General features: G+C 57.4%; 15 protein-coding genes. 6 read left to right on the top strand and 9 right to left on the bottom strand.

Going from position 1 to position 20,268, the window contains the following annotated elements; translation table 11 throughout:
• Positions 1–86: 86 nt before the first annotated feature.
• The 3 genes from DFP90_RS05680 to DFP90_RS05690 all read left to right on the top strand — a co-directional run bounded on the left by DFP90_RS05680 (position 87) and on the right by DFP90_RS05690 (position 3,079).
• Positions 87–1,259 (top strand): MFS transporter, encoded by a 1,173-nt coding sequence (locus DFP90_RS05680; protein ID WP_181905205.1) that lies wholly within the window; start codon positions 87–89, stop codon positions 1,257–1,259.
• 108 nt (positions 1,260–1,367) lie between these two features.
• Positions 1,368–2,336, top strand: coding sequence for a protein-methionine-sulfoxide reductase catalytic subunit MsrP (msrP, locus tag DFP90_RS05685; protein ID WP_115935404.1), 969 nt, complete (start codon positions 1,368–1,370; stop codon positions 2,334–2,336).
• Between the two features lie 89 nt (positions 2,337–2,425).
• A complete protein-coding gene (locus tag DFP90_RS05690; RefSeq protein WP_115935405.1) occupies positions 2,426–3,079 on the top strand; it encodes a PAS domain-containing protein in 654 nt (217 codons plus the stop codon).
• A gap of 19 nt (positions 3,080–3,098) precedes the next feature.
• Here DFP90_RS05690 and DFP90_RS05695 read toward each other — a convergent pair whose 3' ends face one another.
• The 3 genes from DFP90_RS05695 to DFP90_RS05705 all read right to left on the bottom strand — a co-directional run bounded on the left by DFP90_RS05695 (position 3,099) and on the right by DFP90_RS05705 (position 8,353).
• The gene (locus DFP90_RS05695) at positions 3,099–4,520 is read right to left on the bottom strand and encodes an MATE family efflux transporter (RefSeq protein WP_115935406.1); all 1,422 of its coding nucleotides are present in this window, start codon (positions 4,518–4,520) and stop codon (positions 3,099–3,101) included.
• 73 nt (positions 4,521–4,593) lie between these two features.
• Positions 4,594–5,280 (bottom strand): fumarylacetoacetate hydrolase family protein, encoded by a 687-nt coding sequence (locus DFP90_RS05700; protein WP_115935407.1) that lies wholly within the window; start codon positions 5,278–5,280, stop codon positions 4,594–4,596.
• A 37-nt stretch (positions 5,281–5,317) separates the two neighbouring features.
• On the bottom strand, positions 5,318–8,353 hold the full coding sequence (locus DFP90_RS05705) for an aminotransferase class III-fold pyridoxal phosphate-dependent enzyme (RefSeq protein WP_115935408.1): 3,036 nt from the start codon (positions 8,351–8,353) through the stop codon (positions 5,318–5,320).
• 122 nt (positions 8,354–8,475) lie between these two features.
• Here DFP90_RS05705 and DFP90_RS05710 point away from each other — a divergent pair, with 122 nt between their 5' ends.
• Entirely contained in the window at positions 8,476–8,922 is a 447-nt protein-coding gene (locus DFP90_RS05710; protein WP_115935409.1) for an Lrp/AsnC family transcriptional regulator, read from the top strand.
• 283 nt (positions 8,923–9,205) lie between these two features.
• Here the strand turns inward: DFP90_RS05710 and DFP90_RS05715 are convergent, their stop codons facing one another.
• On the bottom strand, positions 9,206–10,111 hold the full coding sequence (locus DFP90_RS05715; RefSeq protein WP_115935410.1) for an NAD(P)-dependent oxidoreductase: 906 nt from the start codon (positions 10,109–10,111) through the stop codon (positions 9,206–9,208).
• Between the two features lie 19 nt (positions 10,112–10,130).
• Positions 10,131–10,535, bottom strand: coding sequence for a tellurite resistance TerB family protein (locus tag DFP90_RS05720; RefSeq protein ID WP_115935411.1), 405 nt, complete (start codon positions 10,533–10,535; stop codon positions 10,131–10,133).
• A 216-nt stretch (positions 10,536–10,751) separates the two neighbouring features.
• Between DFP90_RS05720 and DFP90_RS05725 the strand changes: the two genes are divergently transcribed.
• A complete protein-coding gene (locus DFP90_RS05725) occupies positions 10,752–11,690 on the top strand; it encodes an AEC family transporter (RefSeq protein WP_115935412.1) in 939 nt (312 codons plus the stop codon).
• On the opposite strand, the gene DFP90_RS05730 is transcribed toward DFP90_RS05725, so the two are convergent.
• Positions 11,675–14,449 (bottom strand): ATP-dependent DNA helicase, encoded by a 2,775-nt coding sequence (locus DFP90_RS05730; protein ID WP_115935413.1) that lies wholly within the window; start codon positions 14,447–14,449, stop codon positions 11,675–11,677. The two genes, DFP90_RS05725 and DFP90_RS05730, sit on opposite strands and share 16 nt — an antisense overlap.
• 77 nt (positions 14,450–14,526) lie before the next feature.
• Positions 14,527–15,663 (bottom strand): PAS domain-containing sensor histidine kinase, encoded by a 1,137-nt coding sequence (locus tag DFP90_RS05735; RefSeq protein ID WP_115935414.1) that lies wholly within the window; start codon positions 15,661–15,663, stop codon positions 14,527–14,529.
• 243 nt (positions 15,664–15,906) lie between these two features.
• Between DFP90_RS05735 and DFP90_RS05740 the strand changes: the two genes are divergently transcribed.
• On the top strand, positions 15,907–17,499 hold the full coding sequence (locus DFP90_RS05740; RefSeq protein ID WP_115935415.1) for a lysine--tRNA ligase: 1,593 nt from the start codon (positions 15,907–15,909) through the stop codon (positions 17,497–17,499).
• Between the two features lie 106 nt (positions 17,500–17,605).
• Here the strand turns inward: DFP90_RS05740 and DFP90_RS05745 are convergent, their stop codons facing one another.
• Together DFP90_RS05745 and DFP90_RS05750 are read right to left on the bottom strand one after the other, a co-directional pair.
• Positions 17,606–19,291: a sensor histidine kinase gene (locus DFP90_RS05745; RefSeq protein WP_115935416.1), complete on the bottom strand. Its 1,686-nt coding sequence runs from the start codon at positions 19,289–19,291 to the stop codon at positions 17,606–17,608.
• A gap of 69 nt (positions 19,292–19,360) precedes the next feature.
• A complete protein-coding gene (locus tag DFP90_RS05750) occupies positions 19,361–20,200 on the bottom strand; it encodes a branched-chain amino acid aminotransferase (protein WP_115935417.1) in 840 nt (279 codons plus the stop codon).
• Positions 20,201–20,268: the final 68 nt, after the last annotated feature.

Raw genomic sequence — 20,268 nt, forward strand, 5'->3', positions numbered from 1 at the left:
GATCGGCTTATCACCCTTTATATCAAAATTAAATTAATCATAATCGGAAAAATACTGAACATAATTCCATGAATATGAGAGTGAATATGCTATCTCTTCGTGCCACGACCATTATATTGACCGCTTCAGTCGGTATTATCGGTGCCAATTCATTGGCTCTGGGGCCTATCGCCCCCAGCATCGCGGCGGATTTGGGCGGATCGACTTCCACCACCCTCTATGCCGCCGGTGGCTATGGTCTGGGCACAGCGCTTGGGGCGTTGACCCTTTCCCCACTGATCGACCGCATCGGAGTCCAGCGCGCACTTTTCGGCGCTTTGATCGCGCTCGCAAGCTGTTTTACCGCAAGCGCCGTTACACCGGGCATATCCGGCCTGATCATCGCCCAGAGCCTGGCCGGGCTGGCCGCTGGAATCGGATTGCCCGCCATCTATGCCTATGCTGCCGAAATTGCGCCCAAAGGTCAGGAAAGCAAAATCCTCGGCCGGGTTTTGGTGGGTTGGACATTGAGCCTGGTGGCCGGCGTATCACTCTCGTCTCTTCTGGCCGATCTGATCCATTGGCGCCTCGTTTTCGGCTTGTTGAGCATTTTAGCCTTGCTCTGCGGCCTGATTGTCTTCCTGTCCCGCCCCCCCAAGTCCGAGCGATCCGATATTGGCCTGCAATTTCCCCTCCGGGCCTTTGGCCTGCCTGGTGTGCCGGCATTGTTGACGATCTGCTTTTTCTTCATGGTCACTTTTTACGGTACCTATGCATTCATCGGCGACCACATTCACCATACACTCAACCTGCCATTGCGAGCCGGCGGGTTGATTGCGATCACCTATGGTACCGGTTTTGCCCTGGCCAGCCTGGGCGACAGCCTGATCGACCGTCATGGCACCCGAAGTCTAATGCCCTGGGTTATGGGGATGGTGACCCTGACCTATGCCCTGATGGCCGGTTTTTCAGGATCCTTCGCCGCTCTTTTGATCCTGACAGCGCTCTGGGGCGCGGCCAATCATTTCGGTCTTAATCTGGTGGTCGGCAGCCTGTCCGCCCTGCATCCTTCCAAGCGGGGCATCGTGCTCGGCCTCAATAGCGCGGTCACCTATCTGGCTGCCAGCGCCGGGGCCTTTGCCTTTGGTCCACTCTATGAAACTCAGGGGTTTGCCATGCTCTGCGGGCTCGCCACTGTGCTGATGGTTTTGCCGGTGCTGATCGGCTTTGCCCTTCGGCTTCGCCCCTCCATACCATCGGCATTGAATAGCGCGGATTAACCTGGCCAACAAAACTGCCTGCCCAACCTCACGGAGCTTTGAGTTGGGGAAACGCACTCTTCCGTTCTAAAACCTAGTGTCAGACGACATTAGGAAGGATTGGATGTAATGCTGACCAGTTGCCCCCCCAGCTGGTATCTGCCAGAACATTGCGCAACCGATGAAACGGTCTTCCATAACCGACGCCGGATCATCAAAACACTCGGGCTCGGCACGGCCTTGCTGCCCGCCGCCGGCTTGATCGCCCCCCTGGCCCGGGCAGCGGCCCCTTCCCCCAGCGCGGATCTCTACCCCGCCAAACGCAATAGCAGCTATGCGCTGGACCGGCCGCTGACAGACGAGAAACATGCGCTCAATTACGTGAATTTCTATGAATTTGGCAGCAGCAAGGATGTGGCCCCACTCGCGCAAAGCTTGGAAATCGCCCCTTGGCAATTGCGGATCGACGGCCTGGTCGAGCAGGAAATCACCGTCGATGCCCATGACCTGATCCGCAAAATGCCGTTGGAGGAGAGGCTCTATCGCCATCGCTGTGTCGAAGCCTGGTCCATGGCAGTGCCCTGGTCCGGTTTTGCCATGAAAGCGTTGCTGGATTTCGCCAAACCGCTGAGCAGTGCCAGATATGTGGTGATGGAAACTTTGGCAGACGAGGAAACCATGCCGGGCCTAAGCGCTTTCTGGTATCCCTGGCCCTATGTTGAAGGGCTGACCATTGAAGAAGCCACCAATGAGCTTGCCTTTATCGGGACCGGAATTTACGGCAAGGCCATGCCGAAACAAAATGGCGCGCCGATCCGCCTGGTGGTGCCATGGAAATATGGTTTCAAATCCATCAAATCCATCAACCGGATCACCTTTTCAGACCAACGGCCAAAAAGCTTCTGGGAACAGATCCAGGGCCGCGAGTATGGTTTCTGGGCCAATGTGAACCCGGAGGTTTCCCACCCACGGTGGAGCCAGGCCAGCGAGCGGGTCCTGGGCACGAACGAGCGTGTGCCAACCCTGCTTTACAACGGCTATGGCGATCAGGTCGCCCATCTATACACAGGCCTCAAAGACGAGCGACTGTTTATGTAGCATTGTTGAACAAGTGTAATATATTTGCCTTCACGGCACGGGGGGAAACCGCTAAAATAACGCCGCATATCACATTCTGGGGACAATAAGTGCCACAAAACCGGCAAGCCGACGCCCGGCAAACGCTGTCCGGCGACCTCAAACAAGAGAAACCGTTCCGCCCGCCCTTGCAGGAACCGCTCATCAGGGATGAAAGCCTTTGGGAAACCGCACGAAGCCTGGCATCGGGCGATATGGCCGCCTGCGATGACCTTTTGAAAAAACTGGGCAGTCCGCCACCGAAACTGATCTGGAATCCCGACCCCGACGAACTGCCACACCCGGAATTTTCCCTTTTGATGCAATGGTGGCAAGAGACCAAAGGTGACAGACCGGCCCCGTCACCAGAGGATGTGGACCCTCTACATTTGGTCAAATTATTAGGCCATTTAATCCTGACCGATGTATGCGATGAGGGTGAGAATTTTCACGTCCGGCTCTACGGCTCCCAAATCGGCAAGACCGTTGAAGATTTGACCGGAAAGGATCTGAAAACGATCTGGACCCCGCTCAGGCATTATTTCATCGCCAATTACCGGGCAATCTGCCTACGGCCGGAACCGCTCTATTCCCTGCATACCCCCGCCCTGAACATCAATCTCAGCGCCTGGGACCGCCTGATCCTGCCCCTGATGGAAGGGGATAAAGTCAAGCGGATCATGATCGGGATTTTTGCCACCGACCGCCAGCCCCTGGACGGTTAAAACGACATCCAGACAGCCTCTAAACACGCGGCGAGGATTGCGGCCAAAAGGGAATGCGCCAAACTCTTTTCGCCGGTTTCAAGGCCCCAATGCCTTCCCGTTCCAGGCGCCGTACCACCCCGAACATCATAAAGATCGCCACCATAGCCACCAGGCTGCCCCCCAATGCCTGACCAACAAGAATACCCTGCGGCCCCCATATCAGCCCCCCCGCATACACAAAGGGAATGGTCCCAATGGTCGCCTTTGCAAAATTGAACAGGGTCGACAACATGGGTCGGCCCAGATTGTTGAACGCCGCATTCGCGACAAATTGCGCGCCGTTGAAGAAAAAGCTGCCCGCAATCCCCAGACAGAAAAGCCGCACCACGTCGGCTGAAACACCTGTGGCGCTGAAAAATGTCACCGCCAGGTCGGCCAAAAGCGCCAGGATCAGCCAGACCACCGCCACATATCCCGCGATGAAGATCAACGAATCCTTCAAGGTGGAGCGTACCCGGTCAATCCGCTCCGCCCCAATATTCTGCCCCACAATCGGCCCGATCGAACCGGAAAGCGCGAAAGTCGCGGCAAAGGCAAAGGGGATGATGCGCCCGACAATGGACATGCCCGCAACCGCCGAATCGCCAAAATCCGCTGCCGCCGCCATCACATAGATATTGCCGATAGGTGTTGCCACATTGGTCAGAACAGCCGGCCCCGCAATCCGGGCAATGTCACGCATATCCCCGAAAAATCCCGCGGGGTTCCAGGCCCGCATCAGGTCGGTCGCGCGCCAGACGGCAACAATCGCAACCGCGAACATGACAAAGCGAGCAATCGCTGACGCCAGGGCCGCCCCTTCGATCCCCAAGCCGGCGGTGAAGATCAGCAGCGGATCCAGGACCGCATTGGCCAGTGCCCCCAGCAAGGTCGAATACATGGCAAATTTCGGCAGACCGGACGACCGCAGCAACGCCCCGCCCATCATCGCCGCCACCATCAGGGGCATGGACGGGATCAGGATATTCAGATAACGCCGGGCATAATCGGCTGTGCGCCCCGATGCCCCCAGCATCTCCAGCAGGACCGGCACCAGCAGCCAGGTGACGATGGCCAGCAGGACCAACAGGAGAACACCCAGCACCAAACCGCTGACGGTATATTGGCCAGCTTTTGCGCTATCTCCCGCGCCGAGCATACGCGACACCATCACGCTCACCCCGATGGCCAGGCCGATACTGACCGACATGGTGAAGAACAGGATAGAACCGGCAAACCCGATGGCCGCCGCCAACTCCGCCTCGCCCAACAGGCTCAGAAAAAACATGTCGATGAAATCAACGGCAAAGATCGCCAGCATGCCAATCGACCCTGTGCCGGTCATCCGGATCACATGGCCCATGGTGGACCCGGATACAAAAACGCCCCCCGGCGTTCCATCCGTCTTCTTTTCCGCCATCTCGTTATGTCCCCTGTTTCATCCCCGACCGGGTAAATGGGGCCGTAAACCAGCCCCTTCAAGCCTGTCTTTTCTACACAACCGTGAGCTCGATGGTCCCAATCCCCGCCACCCCGCCAGACAGGACATCCCCAGGCTGCACCGGGCCGACACCCGCCGGTGTACCCGTGAAAATCAGGTCCCCCGGCCTCAGCGGGAACAGGCTGGACAATTCGGCAATCACTTCCGGCAGTTTCCAGATCAACTGGTTTAGATCACCGGTCTGACGTCGCTCGCCATTGACATCCAGCCAGATCTCACCCGCTTCGGGATGATCGCACATCTCCACGGGCACTATCTCGGAACAGGGGGCGGAATGGGCAAAAGACTTGCCTGCTTCCCAGGGGCGCCCGGCTTTCTTCGCCTGGCCCTGCAGATCACGCCGAGTCATATCCAGCCCGACCGCATAGCCAAAAACATGATCCAGCGCTTCATCAACCGGAATGTCGGTGCCGCCGCCATCCAGTGCGATCACTAATTCCATTTCATGATGCACATCCGCGCTTTGCGGCGGATAGGGAAAATCCTCACCCGGCAGCAAAATACAATCGGCCTGTTTCAGGAAAAAAAATGGCGGCTCCCGATCCGGGTCATGGCCCATTTCAATGGCATGGGCGGCATAATTGCGCCCCACACAATAGACCGTATGAACCGGGAACATCCCGTCCTGGCCGCGCACCGGCAAAACAGTCGGCTCCGCCGGTTCCACTACATATTGCATGTTAACACTCCTGCCTGAACAATCTGATCCCTTTGGTTTAGGACCAGGACCGGCCGGAGACAAGACGCAAACTTTCTTCCAGCCCCGTCAGGAAGCGATCGCAATCGCCTGCATTGAAACAGATGGGCGGCTTGATCTTGACGACATTATGCAATGGCCCGTCAGTGGAGAGCAGAATGCCCCGCTTTTTCATCTCTTCCACCACAGCGGAGGCTTCCCGGTCGGCCGGTTCCAGGCTGCCGCGGTCGCGCACCAGCTCCATTCCCTGAAACAGGCCAACACCGCGTACATCGCCCACCAAATCAAACGACTGCGCCATGGCCTGCATTCCGACAAGCATCTGCTCTCCCACATCCAGGGCGTTGCGGCGCAACCGCTCGTCCCGGACCACATCCAAAACCGCTAGCCCGATGGCGGATGAAACCGGATTGCCACCAAAGGTGTTGAAATATTCCATGCCGGTGACAAAGGCATTGGCCACCTCCGGGGTGGTGATCACAGCCGCCATGGGATGGCCATTGCCGATCGGCTTGCCCAGCGTCACGATATCAGGCACCACGCCTTGCAGCTCGAAACCCCACATATGATGACCGACCCGGCCAAATCCGACCTGGACCTCATCGGCGATGCAAAGCCCGCCTTCGGCCCGGACCGCGGCATATACGTCCTTCAAATAGCCGTCGGGCAGCATCACCTGACCACCGCAGCCCAGGATCGATTCCGCGATGAAGGCGGCGGGTTTCCTGCCTTGGACGCGCAATTTTTCCAGATGTCGGTGGGCGTCCGCCGCATATGCTTCCGCCATGCCCGGTGCGCTGTATTTATAGGCCCCGCGATAACCATCGGGCATGGTGCAGATATGAGTCTGATCCGGGCAGCCTTCCCCGCCCCGTCCATTGAATTTATAGGGGCTGATATCGATCAGGGATGACAGGTTGCCATGATAGGCATGGTCCACGATCAGCATCTCGCGCGATCCGGTGTAATTGCGTGCCAGGCGGATCGCCAGGTCATTGGCCTCGCTGCCGGAATTGACCAGAAAACAGACATTTAAAGGATCCGGGAAGGTGGCAGTCAATCGCTTGGCATAGCGTACGATATTGTCATGCAGATAGCGGGTATTGGTATTCAATTCAGCCATCTGTTCCTGGCCCGCCTTGACGACGCGGGGATGGCAATGGCCCACATGGCAGACATTGTTGACCATATCCAGCCATTCATTCCCCGCTTCATCGTAAAGATACTGGCCCCGGCCTTTCACTATTTTCAACGGATCAGCATAGGATAAGCTGAGATTGCGGCTTAAATGCCGTTTGCGCTTGTCGATGAGATAATCATCGGCCCGGGCCACCCGTCCGGCACAATCCTCGCTGATCCCCAGGATCAGGTTGGCATCGGGGGCGATGCTCTCCCAGATATCCAGGGTGGATTTTGGCGCAACGCCGAAAACATCCGTGCCCATATCCAACAGATGAGTCAGGATCTGGAAATGCAGATGCGGCGGCCAGTTGCCATTTTCCGGGAACGGCCCGATCCGGGCGAAGGCCTCGCCTTTCTCAAGCCTCTGGCCCAGGGCAAGCCCCGGCAGGCTGTCGCGGGTGAGATGACCGTATTTGGTCCAAAATTTTGCACCTGTATCCGTCTCATGCTCCAGAATGATGACCGGCCCGTAATCCAACTCCTCCACATTGTCATTAAAATGGACCACCTTGCCCGCCAGCGGGACAAAAACCGGGGTGCCGGGCGGCATGAAGATATCGATCCCCATATGGACGGTACGCCGTTCCCTGCCGTCGGCGGCAAAATTGTCCGAGGTATAGACAGACCGGTCCTCCAGATAGCGACCAATAGCCGCCTTGGCACCACGCAGCTTCATTTCGCGTTCAATCTGCGCCCACCACCCGGCGGGGTCGTGGCTCTGGGATGTGGATGATTGGCCGGGATCCAAATCAAAGATCCACAGCGGGTCCTTGCCCGGGATCAACGGACAGACCAGTGCACAATCGCCACCGTTCAATTCCAGCCAGTCCCGGACAGCACGGCTGCCCGGTACCGGTTCCAGCCCGCAGGCATCCCGCAGGCGGAAATGCACCAGATGGGGGTTTACATCTTTCAAGCGGCGCAGCAGTTCATACACATCTTTCTGGCTGATCAGCAGATAATCATTATCCGGGTTTTCCGCGATCTGCTTGGCCGCCATACAGACCGACATGGCAAGCCGGACCCGCATCAGGGCATAGAGGATCTCCAACTCACCATCATTAAGCGCATTGGTTTCATGAAATCCGGCAACCAAAGGCAGAACCGCCGCAATGGGATCATCACGGCCCAGCATGCCATAGGCCCCTGCCACCGCCAGTTCGGCAATCCTGACCGAATGAACCGCATCGCCAAAATCGATCAGACCCGCCACCGCACCGTCTGGCGCCATCAAGACATTATAATCATTGGCATCATTATGGATCACTTGATGCGGGCAGTTTTTCAGCAACGGCGATACGCGTCCCTCAAAATCATTCAGGATGTCCGAAACAATCGCCCGGATCTCGTCATCCCCGATCATTGATACATGTTTTTTATGGACTGCCGCCCCGGTCATTTCCCATAAAAATTTCCGCTTTAGTGCCGGATGATCGAATTCGGCCAGGGCTTGGTCCAACTGCCCCATGAACCGGCCCAGCGGATACAGGGTTAAACCACCCTTTTTGGCCACATGATTCCAGGTTTCGCCCGCCAGCCAGGTCAGCAAACGGACAACCCGCTCATGCCCCTCACTGTCGCACATCATGCCCCCATCAGAGCCATCCAAAGACGGCACCAGGCGCGGCAGGGCAAGATCGGGTTTTTGGGCATCCAAATGGCGGATCATCGCATTTTGCGCCTCCAGGAAATCACGGTCCGCTGCCGGGTTGTGGATCTTCAGCACATAGCTTTGCCCCGCGCCATCAGTCAGCCGGAAATTCAGGTCCAGCTCTCCCTCCAATCGCTCGGCCTCGCCGGAAATGCCAAACAGCGCTTCCGTGATGATCCCGGCTTCCTGTTCTCCGATTTTGTCCGATTGCAATTGAAACATCAGTTCTAACCCTGTGCGGTTTTATTGAAGAAAAATAATATAACCGATCCACCTGGCCTGCTCTTTCGCCATTATGAACAGGAAGATTGTTTTTTTGGACGCCCCGGATTAGCGTTCCGGCCATGTCACAGTTAGATGAAACAGATCGGAAGATCATCGCGATCCTGCGTGAAAACGGCCGCGAGCCGGTGAAGGGAATCGCCACCAAAACCGGGATCGCCAGATCCACCGTGCGCCATCGCCTGGAACGGCTGGAAACAAGCGGCATCATTGCCGGTTACCAGGCGGTGATCCAAGACCCATCCTCCAGCAAGGTCGGTGCGGTCTTACTGGCCAGACTGCACCACACCCCCGCTTATGACCTGATCGAAGACCTCTCCGCCCTGACGGAGGTTAGGCGCTGTTATTCGCTGTCCGGGGAAATTGACCTGATCATCGAGATTGAAGCCGCCAATGCGGAGCAGCTCAATAGCGTGCGGGACCGGATCGCCAACCACGCAGCGGTCGCCGACATCACCACATCCATCATTTTGAAAAAAAATCTGGAAAATGGCGGCGCGACAGGCTGAATAAAAGCGTTTCTCAGATGCCGTACAAAAAAAATTGCCGGAAGCAGAGCTTCCGGCAAGTTGAACAGGGAGGCTTCACGTCTGGGAGACGTATGTCCAGAGCGACTGCACAATCGGCTAGGGCGCCGCAGCGATCACTCCGGGGTTGTTGCATCGCAACAACTGAAGCACGGGTTATGTATGATTTCCGGATGCGATTTTAAAGAGCCATTTTCGCAACGGGGGTATGCATTTAATGCATGGCTCTTTCAACTTATTGAAATACCGCGCTTAAATGACCGAATCATTCCTGACTTCTTGGTCGAAATAACTTGAAGATCCCGGCCTGATCCAACTCACCCAAACCGGCATCCACGGCAGAATTCCATATCTCGCGGCTTTTTTCCAACCCCGGCAGATCCACCCCCACGGCATCAGCCAGCGCTGCCGCCTGAACCATGTCCTTGCGCTGGACCGTGATGCGCCCTCCGGGGTCAAAAGCGCCGTCGATCATGCGCTGCCCATGAAGATCCAATATACGGCTGCCGGCAAAGCCGCCGATCAAGGCCTCGCGCACCTTCGCCGGATCAACTCCTGCCGCCGCTGCCAGGCTCAGGGCTTCGGCCACCGCATCCAGGGTCATGCCGACAATCATCTGGTTGGCGGATTTCGCGACCTGGCCAGCACCGATCCCGCCAACCCGCGTAACCCGGCTGCCCAATGTTTGGAACATCGGCAACATTTTCTGGAAATCCTCTTCCGCCGCACCGACCATAATGCTGAGTGTCGCTTCTTCTGCCCCCAGCTGGCCACCGGAAACCGGCGCATCCAGATAATACCCGCCCCGGTCCGTCACCTTGGCCGCCAGATCCCTGGTATCCATGACCTGGGTCGTACCCATGTCAATCACGCTCTTCCCATCCAGGTTTCCAGTTAGCAGGCCCTCTGGTCCCTCCAGAACTGTACGGCAGGCAACCGTATCAGTCACCATGATGAGAATGATGCCGCCAGTTTCCACAGCATCGGCCATAGCCGCAGGGCTCTCGCAGGCGGTCATGCCCTCATCGGCCAGTTTTTCCGCCGGGCCGGGGCTGCGGCTGGTGACAAACACATCCGCGCCCGCCTGATGCAGGTTGCGCGCCATCGGCATTCCCATCAGGCCAAGCCCAATGACACCAATCTTCCATCCCTTGAGGGATTGCCCGGACATTATTTTCGCACGCCGGTGATCAGGAAACGGAATAGCGCGCCCGTGCGCCCCGCTCGATCCCAGCCGCAATCAACCGGTCGATATCCAACTTGTGGCGGATCATCTGCAATAGGTTCAGCTCTTCCTCGCCCGCATGCAGATCGGCCGCAGCCACTTCCACTGCCAGCGCATAGGCGGTTTCACGCAGGCTGACCGGAAGGGATTCACGGATCAGGTCCAGGGCTTTGTCAAAGCCATCCTCGTCCAACAGGACCTCGGCGCATTTCCCGGCATCATCCGCCAGGTCGCCCGGATCATAACCGGTGAAAACCGGCAGGAAAGAGACAATCTGCTGCATGGTCATCAATTCAACATCGGTCATGTCGCTGTCGGCGGCGGACATAACAACCATACAATAGACGAGGGATTGATGCTTGTTCAGCATGGGAACTCCAATAAGGCAGATACAAATTGATATGTCTTGAACAGACCCTAATAGAATAGGAACTGTCACCGGCCCTTGCCACCTTTTTCATGGTTTTAACCGGCCATAAATTTGTAACAAAAGTGTCTCGACAAGGCCCGCCCTGCTGGTTAGGGTCCGGCAAACAGGCATCCGAGCCATACTGGTTTCCCTATCCATCTCAGGAAGATACCGCCCATGCATGCCCTGCTCAATGTTGCGATCCCCGTCTTTGCCATCATGTTGACCGGCTTTCTGTGCGGGCGTTTCCGGATCCTGGGCCAGGACAGCACGGCGGCATTGAACGGCTTTGTCTATTATGTGGCGCTGCCCGCCCTCTTCTTCATTTCCATGGCCCGCGCGCCAATGGATGACATTTTCAACTGGCCCTATCTGGCCGTGGTATTCGGCGGCCAGTTGGCCACTTTCGGCATTGCCCTGATCATTGCCACCTTCGTCTTTCCCGGACGCCTCTCCCAACTCAGCCAGCATGGCATGTGTGCGGTCTTTTCCAATACCGGCTATATGGGCATCCCCCTGCTGATGACCGCCTTTGGCGAAGACGGCGCGCTGCCCGCCATCACCGCGACGATCCTCAATGGCGCGGTTGTCATGCCCCTTGGCATGGCGATCATGGAAATGGAGCGGGTCGAAGCTGGACGGGTTCTGATCGGTATTCGCGATGTTTTCACCAGCGTCGCCAAAAGCCCGCTGGTCATGTCAGCCTTTGCCGGGCTGCTGGTTTCCGCCCTGGGCCTGCCGCTGCCTTCCGCCATCGAAACTTTCTGTGATCTGCTGGGGGCTGCTGCCGGCCCATCCGCACTGTTTGCCATCGGCCTCTTCCTGATCACCGGGGCGGCGCGTTCCAATAAGCTGGAAATTGCCTGGGTCAGCGCGCTGAAATTGTTGCTGATGCCGTTGATCACCTGGTGGCTGGCGACCTTCCTGTTCGAGCTGTCGCCGCTGGACACCGCCGCCGCCGTCATCCTAGCGGCCCTGCCGACCGGCGGCCTGGTCTTCCTCTTGTCCCAGCAATATCAGGTCTATCTGAAACGCTCCGCCGCAATCATCCTGATCACCACGGTGGGCTCCCTGCTGACCGTGTCTGCAATCCTGGCTAATTACGTGCCGGGCTGATCGGGGTCCACTTCACCCGTCCCGAAAAAGGCACGTACCTCCGCCACTGCCTCAGCCAGGCCGATGCGCTGGACCTTTACGCCTTCGGGAAAGGCCCCGCTCAGCCGGCTCGGCATCATGGAATCGAGCATGACAAAGACGCCGCGGTCATCCTTGCGCCGGACCAGGCGGCCAAAGGCCTGTTTCAGTTTCAGCCGGGTTAGACTGTCGTCAAAGAAGCGCTTGCCGAACTGGTCGCGCCGAGCTTTGTGCAAAATGGTCGGCCTTGGCCAGGGCACCCGGTCGAAGACGATCATGCGCAGGCTCTCGCCCGGCACATCGACACCATCTCGCACCGCATCCGTGCCCAGCAGGCAGGCATCTTTCTCGGCCCGGAAAATATCAATCAGGGTCGGCAGGTTGAGCGCATCCACATGCTGGCTGTAAAGCGGGATATCCATGCTCTCCAGCGGAGCCACAATCCGTTCATGCACCGCGCGCAACCGTGAGATCGCGGTGAACAGGCCCAGCGCCCCGCCGTTTGAGGCCAGCATCAATTCCCGATAGGCCGACGCCACCTGGGCCAGGTCATCCTTGCGCACGTCATTGACCACGATCACCCGCGTCTGTTCGGGATAGTTGAAGGGCGATTTGACCTTGGTATGGGTCGCGCCAAATTTCAGATGCTCCGCCCCGGTACGCTGGGCCGCCGCTTTCCAATCCTGTTCCTCATCCCCCGACCCGTCGGTCAGGGTCGCCGAGGTCACCACCACCCCATGGGCCTGCTCAGAGACCACCTGGGTGAAAGGCAGAGTGGGGTCGATCCAGTGGCGCAGGAAGCCAAGATCCAACTCGCGCCCGTCCGCCCGCTCCACCGCCAGCCAGTCGACAAAAGCCGGTGGCGTACCATCATGCAGGCCTTTCAGCATCTCGCGCCAGGCGGTCACCAGCTGTTTGCAGCGATGTTCCAGGCTGCGGCTGACCAGTTCGATCCGCGCCCGGACCGCGCCTTCCAAACTGTCCGCCTCTTCATCCAGCCGCCGCATCAGCAACGTCTGCAGGCGGCTTGCCGGTTTTTCCATGGCGGCCAGCGCCATTTCCAGTTTCTGCGCCAGTTCCAGGAAGGTTTCATCCAGCTCCACCGCCGGCACTTCCAGGCCGAACGGCCCGTTCCGGCCGGGCGCACGCGCCATCACGATGGAGCGCAGATGATAAAGGAATTCCTCCGCCGGGCCGGTCGGCCTGCCATCGTTCAGACGCTGGCGCCAGCCATCGGCCACCAGGATGGTGGAGGCCCGCAGCAAATCATCCAGCGCCTTCATGGCGTCTTCCGAGCCGACCAGATCCTCGGCCCGGGCGCGAAGCCCCCTGGCTCGGCCGCGGGCCTTGCCTTCATGGCCACGCAGCCAGCGGCGCAGCTCAAACATTTCCAATGCGGTCAAATGGGCGGAAAAAGCACCATCCGCCGCATCAAAGACATGATGCCCCTCGTCAAAGACCAACCGGGTCGTGCGCCCGCCCAGATCCAGGTTTCCCCGTGCGGCCTGGACCATGACCAGCGCATGGTTGGCCACCACCAGATCGGCGCGCCTGGACCGGCGGATGCCGTTTTCAATGAAACAGCGGTTATAGTGGGCACAGGCCGTATATATGCATTCACCGCGCCGGTCGCTCAGCCCCACCGTATAGGCCCCGCCCACCAAATCGGAGAGCCAGGATGGAAAATCCCCGCCGCTCAAATCCCCGTTCCGGGTGTAGGCGATCCAGCGCGCCATCAGGCCCAGTGCCACCGCCCGGCCACCCGGCATACCCGCCCCTTTGACCGCGTCTTCGTAATTCAACAGGCAGAGATAATTTTCCCGCCCTTTGCGCACCACCACCCGTTCCTGCTTTTCCAACGGGTTTGGAAAGACCCGATCCAGTTCCTGGTCGATCTGATGCTGCAGGTTGCGGGTATAGGTGGAGAGCCAGACCGGAGCTTCGTTCTTTTCTGCCCAGACGCTGGCCGGGGCGATGTAACCTAATGTCTTGCCAACGCCGGTTCCCGCCTCTGCCAGGATCACATTGGCCTGGCCTTCCTGTTCGGGATTGATGAAGGCCTTTGACACCGCAACCGCATAATCACTTTGCTCCGGACGATCTTCCGCCGCCTGGCCCAGCAGGTCTTTTAACCGCATGCGGGTTTCATTGGAACTGATGGTAAAGCCACCGGGCGGCGGCGGCGGAGCTACCTCTTCCCATTCCGGCAGGCGTTTCCAGGCATCCAGGCCCGAGGTTCCGGCCCGCACACCGTCATCTTCCTCCGCTCCGATCGCCGCCAGCAGGAAGGGTGTCCATTGCCAGCCGCCCCGCCCCATGGACCAGAGCAGGCGGCGCAGATCGCTGGTCTGATCAAGATCCGCCGCACGGCCCAGCAAAATCTGCATCACATGAAACAGCGCCAGTGGCTCATCTTCCAACTTTTCCGGCAGGGTAAGGCCACAAGCCTCCGCCAGGCCTTTTGGGGTCGGCAGGCAAAAAGTTGCCGGATGCACAAAGGCAAACAGTTCCAGCAAGTCGAAAGCGGGAAAAGGTTTTCCCCCCGCCCGTCTGGCCGTGGCCGGCATATGGCAGATGACCGGTGGCCGGTCCGTTGACAGAAACTTCCGCGCTTCCGTGACTGGGCCTTGTAACATCTCGCCATCAGTGGTCAGCACCGCATAATGCGCGGCACCCGTAACCAGGATATCGGCATCGGGAAACAGGATTTCTGCCGGGTTGTGGGAGACGGAATTACTCATGCCTGCATCATACAGCCGCGCCGGGTTGGAACAATCAGATTACGCAAGAGAAGCCGATTTAGCACACCGCCGGACCGTCAGTCCGCTGCGGTGATGATCCGGACCAGTTCCGCCGGAAAAGTGATGGTCGCTTCCGTGCCCTGTTCCGGTGCGGTCAGGATGGAAAAGACGCCGCCCATGCGCTCCACCAGGTTATGGGCAATCGGCAGCCCCAGCCCCATGCCTTCATATTTGCGGGTGAGCGACGAATCCACCTGCATGAACGGAGTCAGGGCCCGCACTACATCTTCCTGCCGGAAACCGATGCCCGTATCGGTGATCCGGATGATCAATTCCCCCTGTGCGCCGAAATGGACCGAGATCTCCACCTCGCCATCATAAGGGGTGAATTTGACCGCATTGGACATCAGGATTTCCAAAATCCGCTTCATGGCCCGCTCATCGGCGCGCAACGCCGGGGTCTCCCGGCAGATATCGATGACAAGGTTCAGCCCATGGCGTTCCATTTCCGGCCGGAAGCGGCGATCAATGGAATAGATCAACGAGACCACATCCACCTCATCAAATTTCTGGCGATGCAGGCCCGCATTAATCTGACTGAATTCCAGCAGATCATTGATGATCTGCAGCAATTGGTTGGCGCTGCCCTTGATCTCGCGGCTGTAGGTCGACAGCTCATCCTCAAGATCATTTTCCTCAGAATATTTCTGGATGATCTCGGAAAAGCCGATGATGGAATTCAACGGCGTACGCAATTCATGGCCGACATTATTCAGCAATTCCGTCTTCACCCGATCCGCCGTGACCGCTTGTTGGCGCGCCTGGCGCAATTCCTGCTCGGTCTCTTTCAGCTTGGTGATATCCTCCACCACACCTTCAACGCCCAGCAGGGTTCCGTCTTTGTCATAATAGCCACGCCCGCTTTCCAACATCCAGAAGGTGGAACCATCCTTGCGCCAGGCCAGGCATTCAAAGGTCTTAAGCACATTATGCGTACGGATCTGCTCAATCAGGTATCTGCGGTCTTCCGGATTGACATAGACGGTCCGCTTGGCACCAAAGAAGGACATGAATTCATCGACATTTTCACAGCCATGTATGCGCGCCAGCGCGGGGTTGACGATCACATAATCGCCATTGAGCACGGTCCGGTACATACCCTCGACCGCATTCTCAAACATGGATTGGTACAATTCGACGGTATTGTCCGTCATTTCAATTCCTGCCTCGGCCCCGCCCCGCTGGCAGAACCTCCCCAAAAAAAACTACAAATCATTTCTAGAGGGAATTTATTCGGAATTAAACCCTGTTGGCCAACAATGGTGAATATCGCGGGAAAGATTGACGCCGCGCCGGGTTAGGCCTAATTTCCGGCACCGCGGCATATCGGTCATCACCGATCTCCGGCCCGGCCCGCCGCACGGGCGAATAACAGACTATTTTGGAAAGCATATATCATGTCTGACACTCAATTGCGCGAATTGGCAACGATGGCAAAAGCTTGGCCTTTCGAGGAAGCACGAAAGGTGCTTGCGCGCGTGGGTGGCAAGAAACCGGAAAAGGGATATGTGCTGTTTGAAACCGGCTATGGCCCATCGGGCCTGCCGCATATCGGCACCTTTGGCGAAGTGCTGCGCACCACCATGGTCCGTCGCGCCTTCGAGATGATCAGCGATATCCCGACCAAGCTGATCGCTTTTTCCGACGATATGGACGGTCTGCGCAAGGTTCCGACCAACCTGCCAAACCAAGACATGCTGGCCGGCTACCTGAACAAGCCGCTGACCCAGGTGCCGGATCCGTTCGGCACCCATGACAGTTTCGGCGCCCATAATAATGCGCGCCTCTGTGCCTTCCTGGATGATTTCGGGTTCGAATATGAGTTCCGCAGCTCCACCGAATGTTACAAATCCGGCATGTTCGATGACGCGCTGCTGACGCTGCTGCGCAATTATGACAAGATCCAGTCAATCATGCTGCCGACCCTGGGTGAAGAGCGCCAGAAAACCTACAGCCCGTTCCTGCCGGTCTGTGAAGAAACCGGCGATGTTTTGCAGGCGCCGGTGATTGAAACCAACCCGGAAGCCGGCACCATTGTTTATGAGCGTGCCGACGGCAAGAAGATCGAAACCCTGGTCACCGGCGGCCGGACCAAGCTGCAATGGAAGCCGGATTGGGCCATGCGCTGGTATGCGCTGGATGTGGATTACGAAATGTCCGGGAAGGACCTGAGCGAGTCCGTGAAACTGTCCGCCAAGATCACCCGCGCCCTGGGCGGCCGCCCGCCGGAGAACCTCACCTATGAGCTGTTCCTGGATGATAAGGGCGAAAAGATCTCCAAATCCAAAGGCAATGGCCTTTCCATGGAGGAATGGCTGCGCTATGCGCCGCCGGAAAGCCTGTCGCTCTTCATGTATGGCAAGCCGAAAACTGCCAAGCGGCTCTATTTCGATGTCATCCCGAAAAATGTCGATGAATATTTCGCCCATGCCAAGAGCTGTGCGGAGCAGGAACCGGCCAAACAGTTGGAAAACCCGGCCTATCATATCCATGGCGGCGTGCCGGACGGGGGCGAAATGCCGCTTACCTTCTCAATCCTGCTGAACCTGGCCAGCGTCTGCAACACGGAAGACAAATCCGTCCTTTGGGGGTTTGTCAGCCGCTATGTGCCGGGCGCGACGGCGGAAAACAATCCGAAGCTGGATGATTTGATCGGCTATGCGATCCGCTATTACACCGACTTTGTGAAGCCGACCAAAAATTTCAAAGCCCCGGATGATACCGACCGGGCGGCCCTGGGCGATCTGCGTGCTCGCCTGGAAGGGCTGGACGCGGACGCCGATGGCGAAGCAATCCAGACTGCCGTTTACGAAGTGGGCAAGGCCCATGAGGAATATGCGTCTCTGCGGGACTGGTTCAAAGCCTGCTACCAAGTGCTGTTGGGTCAGGATCAGGGGCCGCGTATGGGATCCTTCATCGGCCTTTATGGCATCCAGGAAACCATCGCGCTCATCGACAAGGCACTGTCTGGCGAAGACATGACCGCATAATCGGATCGTTCAGGTTTAGAATAATAAAAGGCGGCAGTGAAAAACTGCCGCCTTTTTTTATTTCTACCCTGCCTTATAACGGTTCAGTCATCGGCTTTGGATGCTATCAGGCCTCGGCTTTCATCGCTTTGACCCGGCTTCGGGATTCGGGGAAGGTCACGGTCACACAGGTGCCGACCCCTTCTTCACTTTCCAACACCAGATTACCGCCATGCAATTCCATCAAAGCCTTGGTCAGGGACAATCCCAGACCGATCCCTTCATGAGTCCGTGACAGCACATTATCTACCTGACCGAACGGTTCCAGAACACGAGTCAGTTTATCCGCGGGGATGCCGATTCCGGTATCGCGGACCGCGATAATGACTTCCTGCTTGGGACCGGATGTGATGGTCAGGGTGATCGCGCCGCCTACCTCGGTGAATTTCACCGCGTTGGACAAAAGGTTCAATAATACCTGCCGAACCCGCAGCGGATCGGCAAATAACTGCGGCAGAAAATCATCAAAAGCCCGGACGATCTTCAGTTTCTTGTTGTCAATCGAGGTCTCCAGGGTTTTGAGGCAGGTATCGGCAATGGTATCAACATCGCTGACTTCCTCCTTAAGGGTTAGTTCACCCACCTCAACCTTGGAAATATCCAGAATATCGCCGATCAACTGGAGCAGATGTGTACTGGACCGGTAGATATCATGGCAATATTCCTTATATTTTGGATTGCCAATCTCCCCGAACATTTCTTCATTCATGATCGTGGAAAAACCGATCACCGCGTTCAGAGGTGTGCGTAATTCATGACTCATATTGGCCAGGAACTCGCTTTTCGTCCGGTTGGCCAACTCGGCATTCTCCTTGGCCGCGATCAATTCCCGCTCAGCCTTCTTACGCTCCGAAATTTCCGCCATCAGCGAAGATGTCCGCTCTTCTACCCGCTCTTCCAGATGCTGGTTTGCCTGCTTCAATGCTTCCTGGGCATTGCGGCGCTCAAAAATCTCATATTGCAGTTCTTTAGTGCGTTCCAGCACACGCATTTCCAACTGATCGCGCGCCGCGATCAGGGCTTTTTCCGCCTCTGCGCGCTCTTTGAGCAAGTCACGCACGGACTTCATGAGCCGATTGGTCATATCCGCCACCTGGCCCAACTCATCCTGCTGATGCCGGGGGGCCACCTCGACCAGGCCGCCGCTGGGATTTTTGGCGTCAATGACCCCGATGGAATGGGCCAGCTGGTTAAGCGGCTTGGTCAACAGCCAATAAAAAGCCACGAACAACAGCAGCACCAGCAGCATGTTGCGCACAATCCCCGAACCCAGAACCAGAAGGGAACGTCCGAAGAAATCCGCCAGCGCCCGGTCCCGGTCAATGGTCACCGATAATCTCCCCGGTGCCACATCCAATAGATCCTCGGACAATAGCGATATAGTATGTTCTTCAAATTCCCGGGTGATGTTGCGCGTGATCCAGCGGGTAGAGCTGTTCTCTTCCGGCTTTTCCTTGCTGGCAAGTTCAATGCCCAAATCGTCAAAAATCTCGGCCTTGCGCACGAACCGATATTTCAACAGCCCGTCAACCACCTCCGCAGCCAGATCCTCGTCCAGGATATGCACCGCCCGGCTGGCAGGCGGCTGGGCGACCGATAGGATACGGTCAATGATGGCCTGCAGGGCGGTATCTTCCTCACGATAATCCCAATAAAGCTGGAAACTGCTCAGCAGCAACCCAACCAGGAAGGCCAGAACCACCCCGGTACGGGCCAGCTTGAAGGAGATACGATCCCGAAAACGCAAGCCCATGAGACAAACCGCCTACCAAAGATCCTGACAGATTTTACCGGCAACATACATGGACTATGCAATCCTCACTCATGATGTCTTATGGGCAAATTCCCAATAGAGCTCTCGGGCCAATGCAGCGACCGGCCCCGGTTGCAGATCCCGGCTCTGATAGCGAATGACCGGCATGACTTTGCTATAGTTGCCGGTATTGAAAATTTCATCCGCCTGCTCCAGTTCCTCAGGCGTGATCTGGCGTTCCTGAACCTCGATATCGCGGCCTCGCAGCAGGGCAATCACACGCTGACGGGTGATCCCGTTCAGGAAACAGCCATTGGGCACCGGGGTGGAGACAACGCCATCCTTAACCATGAAGATATTGGCTGTGGCAAATTCAGCCACAAAACCGATCGGATCCAGCATTACCGCATTGTCATAGCCCGCGGCCTGGGCTTCCTGCAGTGCACGGCCCGCATTGGGATAAAGGCAGGAAGCCTTGGCCTGGGTGGGTGCCACCTCGGGTGACGGTCGACGATAGGAGGACAGGCAGGCACTGAATCCAGCGGCGGTCGGCAATGGTGCCTCGCTAATCGAAAGGGCGAACCGGGTGCTATCCGGATCCGGCGCGACAAATCCGCTTTCGGCCCAATAGAGCGGCTTGATATATAATTCGGCTCCTGACGGGTATTTCTTGATCCCCTCCCATGCGAGATCAAAAATTTCACCGGCGCTCATCAAGGGCTTAAGGCCCAGCACGGCCGCAGAGCGATTCAAGCGCTGGCAATGAAGATCCAGATCCGGTGCAACATTCTCGAATGCACGCGCGCCGTCAAAAACCGAAGAAGCAAGCCAAACACCATTGGCATTTACGCTCAGCAATGGTTCCGCGCCATCCCGCCAGGCACCGTCATTCCAGACTACACTGCTCATTTATTCCCTCTCCCTCAAGACTGGCTGGCCGGATTTCGAGCCGCGGGAGGATTTCTTCCTTTTTCTCC

This window comes from Aestuariispira insulae (assembly GCF_003385955.1).
GTDB lineage: Bacteria > Pseudomonadota > Alphaproteobacteria > UBA8366 > Aestuariispiraceae > Aestuariispira > Aestuariispira insulae.